Raw genomic sequence first — 3,958 nt, 5'->3', positions numbered from 1 at the left:
CAACCTGTACCTTGGATGTTTTCGCTGCGCGCTTGCAGCAGAAAAATCGCTGCGACTGCATCATTTTCGGCTCCGCTGCGCGGCGTGAAAACCAGCCGTTCAAGCATGCTGCAGCGAGATCAGTCACCCGAATTCACTCATCGCGGACAAAGTGGCCGCTCGATGAAACCCCGCTACAAGAATCGCAAGCCCGTGTTAGCTCTTGGGAATGGTAACGGCATCCACACAAAGCAGCACGACTTCGACGGTAGGTAAATTTTCTCGGAACAAAAGTCATCTTCAGAATGTTCAGTCTGTGAAGCAAACAGAAAAGGAACATCTCATGTCTCGCCTTGCCTCTATTGCCCTTATCGCTGGCATGGCCGCGGCGCCGGCCGTTGCGGAAACCCTGATGGATACCGAAAACCTGATCCGGACACGCGACATCACCGGTGGTGATATCTACACGCTGAATGGTCCCATGGACGAAGATACCTGGGGGAACTGGGAAGCTGATGGTGTCGGCCCGGACTGGAATGACATCGGCGAAATCGAAGATGTGATCCTTGATCGCGGTGGCAAGATGATTGGTATTGTGGCCGAAGTCGGCGGCTTTCTCGACATTGGCGACAAGCACGTGCTGATCCCCGTTGAAGACATTCGGCTCACGCCGGTGGATGACAAGAGCTATGTCATCGTAACCCGCAAAACCGAAGAGCAGCTCGAAGAGATGGAATCGGTGGATGAAGGCTGGTGGGACTGATCCGGCCCTTATAACGGCATATCAAGCGAAGGGGCTGTCGCGAGCCCCTTTGACCTTTTTCACTGGGTCTCACTCCTCAGGAGTTGTTACCCTGGCGCGATCAGGCGGTGATCCGACATGAATGACGAGACAAAATCTCCGAAGTTAGAGAATGCCCCCACGCTGATGATAGTGCTTGGTTGGTATGCGATTATTGGCTGTCTTGTGTTTTCCGCCGCCATCATTGCGGCTGACTTATTTGTCCCTGATCACGATTGGATCGCTGATACGATCAGCGACCTGGGCGCAGGCAAATACGAGTTCATTGTCGATATCGGCATATACGCTTTCTCGGGCTCTCTTATTTCCGTTGCGCTGCTGGCTGCGCATGTTCACATGGGCGGATGGGGCTGGAGTTGCGGGATCATCGGCCTCGCCCTGCTGGGGCTCATCGTCTTTCTTGTCGGGGCACGGAATGAATATGGCGACAATGACAGTGACGGCGTGGTGATCCATATCTATCTTGTCTACGCGCTGGGTCTGCTCATGGCGATCATTCCCTGGTTGATGTCCCAAGGGGCCGCCCGAGCGGGGCGCTACTATGGTCAGGTGCTCGTCGGGATTTCAATCGTCTGGGCGATCTCTGCACCGGTCTTCTTTTTCCTGCCTGACGAAATTGATGGCATTTATGAACGCTATCTCGGGCTCATAGCCTTCGCATTTGTTTTTGTGCTTGCCAGGCTCTTCATCAGGCGCGGGCGAAAGCTCAAAGGGTAACGCCATTGCCAGGATGCGGCGCCGATTTCGTTTGCGGCGCTCATTAGGCGAAAGGACAGATTATGCTGTACGATCTCTTAGAGATACTTTTCCGCGCGGCCGTATGTGTCGCCACGGTTGTCGCACTCACCCGGCTGAACGGGCTGAGATCCTTCTCGAAGATGTCCAGCTATGATTTTGCGGTCACGGTTGCCTGCGGATCAGTCATTGCCAGTTCAATTATCTCGCCAAAGGAAAATTTGTTTCTCGGGGTTGGGGCGCTTGTTGCGCTGTTCGTCGTACAGAGCCTGATCTCCTTCGTTCGGACGGCGTCTCCGAAGGTCCGCAAGAGTATTGAGAACGATCCAGTGCTCGTCATGGAAAACGGCGAGATTCTGCATCAGAACCTCCGCGATACGCGTATGACAGAAGCTGATCTATTCGGAAAACTGCGGGAGGCGAACGCATTCGATCTGCGCCGCGTTCATGCGGTCATCCTTGAGCCGACCGGTGATGTCAGTGTCCTGCACGGCTCTGGCGACGAGGATGAGGAAGTGAGCGCGCGGGTGCTGGAAGGCGTGCGAAGGTAGGCCCTTGGCAATTCTCGGGCCGAGAGCGAACCTTCGAAGGTAATGCCCTAGCCCGTGCCTGGATGAATGTCCGCAATTGATGCATTGGCTAGCAAGCCTCGCACCCGCAGCATCCAGCACCGAGTGCCTCATTCGCATGTCTGGTTACGGGCTGAGGGTGTGTGGAAACTCGCTTGGTTTCTCGACGATGAGGATGTTTCAGTCGATTTTGTGGAGGCAGCCGGATTTCGGGTCACTTTAGCGCCTTATACGCCGGAGAGGGCTGAATCCGCGCTCTTGTGGCGTTTTTTTTGCGGTACGATTTGAGCTGAGCGACACCCATCAGGCCGGAATGGCAGTCAGAAGCCCACGTACCCCGATCAGGGCCATCATCCGCTTGATGTTATAGGCGAGGACATGAAAGGCCATCTCGGTGCGGACGTTCTTGAGTATTCGCATCCGGAAGTGCGCCGCTCCCATCCAGTTCTTGATTGTGCCGAACGGGTGCTTGACGGTTGAGCGGCGGAGGCCCATCAAGGCCGGGTCGCGGCTCAAACGGCCACGCATCTCGTCGGCCGGATGCTCGCGTTCCCATCGGGTGATACGACGTTCCCTGCCGGTCGTGCAGCGCGCCCTGACAGGGTAGGCCTGACAGGCGTTGGTCCAGTATCGCCGTACCCCAGGCCGCCTTCTTCGGTCGTGCAGCGGTATGTCAGCGTCTCACCTGCCGGGCATCGGCAGATATCCGTATCCGCGTCATAGGCAAAGTCGGCCTTCACATACATGCCCTTCTTGCGGTTGCCCGAAGTCTCGGGCCGGGGGAGGGTTGCGGTGATGCCATCCTTGTGACAGGCCAGAATTTCCCGGCCGCTGAAATAGCCCTTGTCAGCGACCGCGCTCATTTCGCCGCGTCCGAGAGCGGCCTTCGCCGTCTTCGCCACCGGCGACAGCTGTTCACGGTCATGCCCGGCATTGATCGCGTCATGCGCGACAATCAGATGGGTCTCGGTATCCACTGCGGATTGGGCGTTGTAGCCCGCAAAACCGCTGCCTTTGGCGCTGGTGGCCATGGAGCGGGCATCCGGATCCGTCAGGGAGATCTGCCTGTTCTGGCTCTCCCTGAGCGCTTCGCCCATGTCCACCAGGCGCTCGATCTCCTGCCGGATGCGCTCGCAGCGTTGCGCCAGGTTGGCGATCTTCCCGGCCCGGGCCTCGCCCTCTTCCTGACGGTCGATCCGGACCATTTCATCAAGGTAGCGCTCGATGCTCGCGACCAGATGGGCGGTACGGCTGGCGATCTTGCCTTTGGTGAAGTTCTTGTCGCGATTACTCACCGCCTTGAACTTGGAGCCATCGATGGCAACACAATCCCCCTTCAGCACCCCGATCCGGCGACAGAGTTCGACGAACTGCGCACAGGTCCGCCGGATCGCCGGGCCGTTCTCAGGGAAATTGATCCCCCGGATCAATTCCTGGTCCTTCGAACTCGCGCCGAAAGTTGGCGCTCGTCTTGTGGTCCGGGACAAACCGACCCGTCAGCCACATCACCTCGACATTGCGCCCAGCCTCCCGCTCCAGGGCACGGCTCGAAGGGACGCGGTTCAGATAGCCATAGATGAACAGCTTCAGCAGGACCGATGGGTGATAGCCGGGCCGTCCTGTCTGCGCCGGCGCCGTCCGCAGGAAACCAATCTCCCCAAGATTAATCTCGTCCACGAAGAGGTCAATCACGCGGACCGGATTATCCTCGTCTGTCCAGTCTTCCAGCCGGGCCGGAAAAAGTGTCACCTGACTGCGGTCCGTACCTTCGATATATCCCGACATGCCTGCCTCCGGTCTTTGCCGAAAAGCATACAGCATCCGGAGTTTTCACACAGCCTCGGCTGCCTGGCGTCGTCTGGCAGAAGCGTCC

At 57.8% G+C, this 3,958-nt stretch carries 3 protein-coding genes and 1 pseudogene; 3 read left to right on the top strand and 1 reads right to left on the bottom strand.

All coding sequences use genetic code 11. The features are described 5' to 3' along the window. Positions 1 to 322: 322 nt before the first annotated feature. From L1069_RS23505 to L1069_RS23495, 3 genes are all read left to right on the top strand, one after another. On the top strand, positions 323 to 742 hold the full coding sequence (locus L1069_RS23505) for a PRC-barrel domain-containing protein (RefSeq protein ID WP_129369593.1): 420 nt from the start codon (positions 323 to 325) through the stop codon (positions 740 to 742). A 117-nt stretch (positions 743 to 859) separates the two neighbouring features. Next, the gene (locus L1069_RS23500) at positions 860 to 1,498 is read left to right on the top strand and encodes a DUF998 domain-containing protein (RefSeq protein ID WP_237457260.1); all 639 of its coding nucleotides are present in this window, start codon (positions 860 to 862) and stop codon (positions 1,496 to 1,498) included. A 62-nt stretch (positions 1,499 to 1,560) separates the two neighbouring features. After that, entirely contained in the window at positions 1,561 to 2,067 is a 507-nt protein-coding gene (locus L1069_RS23495; protein ID WP_237457259.1) for a YetF domain-containing protein, read from the top strand. 321 nt (positions 2,068 to 2,388) lie between these two features. Here L1069_RS23495 and L1069_RS23490 read toward each other — a convergent pair. Then, positions 2,389 to 3,870, bottom strand: a pseudogene (locus L1069_RS23490) (IS1182 family transposase). Positions 3,871 to 3,958: the final 88 nt, after the last annotated feature.

Source organism: Leisingera sp. MMG026 (assembly GCF_021654205.1).
In the GTDB taxonomy this organism is placed as follows: Bacteria; Pseudomonadota; Alphaproteobacteria; order Rhodobacterales; family Rhodobacteraceae; genus Leisingera.
Note: the sequence above shows the minus strand (reverse complement) of the source record. Positions and strands in the feature narration are given on the sequence as shown.

Excerpts from the sequence above, each read along its gene's own strand:
- L1069_RS23505 (WP_129369593.1), top strand. The coding sequence starts at position 323 with ATGTCTCGCCTTGCCTCTATTGCCCTTATCGCTGGCATGGCCGCGGCG.
- L1069_RS23500 (WP_237457260.1), top strand. The coding sequence starts at position 860 with ATGAATGACGAGACAAAATCTCCGAAGTTAGAGAATGCCCCCACGCTG.
- L1069_RS23495 (WP_237457259.1), top strand. The coding sequence starts at position 1,561 with ATGCTGTACGATCTCTTAGAGATACTTTTCCGCGCGGCCGTATGTGTC.